Here is a 1,500-nt window from a genome sequence, read left to right on the forward strand (position 1 = left end):
TCCGACGGGCTGGCATACGACCACGGCTACGAGCGGGCCTACGGTGCCGCGGACGCGCGACGCGCCCTGATCGAAGCTCGCCGCCGTGGCACTGGGTGCGTATGCCTGACGATCGGTGCGGGAACCGACGTGCAATCGCTGCGCAGAGTCTTCGGTAGCACCGCGCACGCGACGATCGCGCGTCCAGACCAACTCGCTGGTGTGATCGGGCCGCTATTCCGATCCGCACTGCGCTCAGCAGAGGTTCGGCGGAAGGTTTCGTGACAAACACCCTGATGCCATGTCCCAGAACGTAGTTGGCGTACCACAACCCCGGACCTGCTTGCCGGGGCACTTGAAACAAACATCTGTTCCGGTTAGGCTGCGATCGCCGGAAGTATCAGAAGGGAAGCTATGGCCAACGAGTCCGGGCTTGATCGCCGGGACGGCGCGACCCTAGAGGCGGACATGGTACGGCCCTATTACCAGGCGGTCGGCGGCGAAGAGGCCATTTTCAAGGCGGCTTACCGCCAAGGACTGGCACTCGTCCTGAAGGGGCCGACGGGTTGCGGCAAGACCCGATTCGTCGAGGCGATGGCCCACGATCTCGGCCGACCGCTGATCACCGTCGCCTGCCATGACGACCTCACCACCGCGGACCTGGTCGGTCGCTATCTGCTGCAGGGCGACGAGACGGTATGGGTGGACGGTCCGCTGACCCGCGCGGTGCGCGAGGGAGCGATCTGCTACCTCGACGAAGTGGTCGAGGCGCGACAGGACACCACCGTGGTGTTGCATCCGCTCGCGGATTACCGACGGCAGCTGCCCATCGAGCGACTCGGTGTCACGCTGGACGCGGCGCCCGAATTTGGCCTTGTGGTGTCTTATAACCCCGGCTATCAGAGCGTGCTCAAAGACCTCAAGGATTCGACACGTCAGCGAATGGTCGCCATCGAATTCGGCTTTCCCGCAGCCGATGTCGAAGAGGCGATCGTTGCGCACGAGGCGGGCGTGGATGGGGCCACCGCAGCTGAGCTGGTGCGCTTCGGGCAGGCCATCCGCCGGCTGGAAACCGGCGGGCTGCGTGAGGTCGCATCGACCCGGGTGCTGATCGCGGCGGGCCAGCTTGTCGTGGAGGGGCTGTCCATGCGAGAGGCGGCACGGGCGGCGATCGCGGGGCCGCTCACCGACGACGTGGCTGTGGGCAGGGGCCTGGGCGAGATGATCGAGATCTATCTGGGCGGGGCGGGTGCGTCTGATGATTGACGCTGTCTACCACCGCCGCTAAGGTCTGAACAAATATTAGGTTTGCGGATCGGCGCGCGTGAGGTTGCCACCCGGGAGGTCAAATGTCCTACGAAAGCAGCGCAGAGCCGATCAAGGTCGGCTACCTGATGGACTTCACGCTGCCGCCGATGTTTCCCGAGGAGATGCTGGCCGACTTCACGCGCTGCTTTGACCTCATCTTCGAAGAGGCCGTTGAGCACGGAGTAATGGACCGGCCTGTTCAGATGATCTACC

General features: G+C 64.5%; 1 protein-coding gene and 2 pseudogenes. All 3 read left to right on the plus strand.

Translation table 11 applies throughout. The features are described from left to right. Positions 1–264 (plus strand): annotated as a pseudogene (locus tag WAN71_RS24550) (nitric oxide reductase activation protein); the annotation flags it as partial. A gap of 129 nt (positions 265–393) precedes the next feature. Then, entirely contained in the window at positions 394–1,245 is an 852-nt protein-coding gene (locus tag WAN71_RS24555; RefSeq protein ID WP_422227823.1) for a CbbQ/NirQ/NorQ/GpvN family protein, read from the plus strand. 83 nt (positions 1,246–1,328) lie between these two features. After that, positions 1,329–1,500 (plus strand): annotated as a pseudogene (locus WAN71_RS24560) (amino acid ABC transporter substrate-binding protein); the annotation flags it as partial.

The sequence above is a fragment of the Mycobacterium sp. genome, assembly GCF_049280035.1.
Lineage (GTDB): Bacteria > Actinomycetota > Actinomycetes > Mycobacteriales > Mycobacteriaceae > Mycobacterium.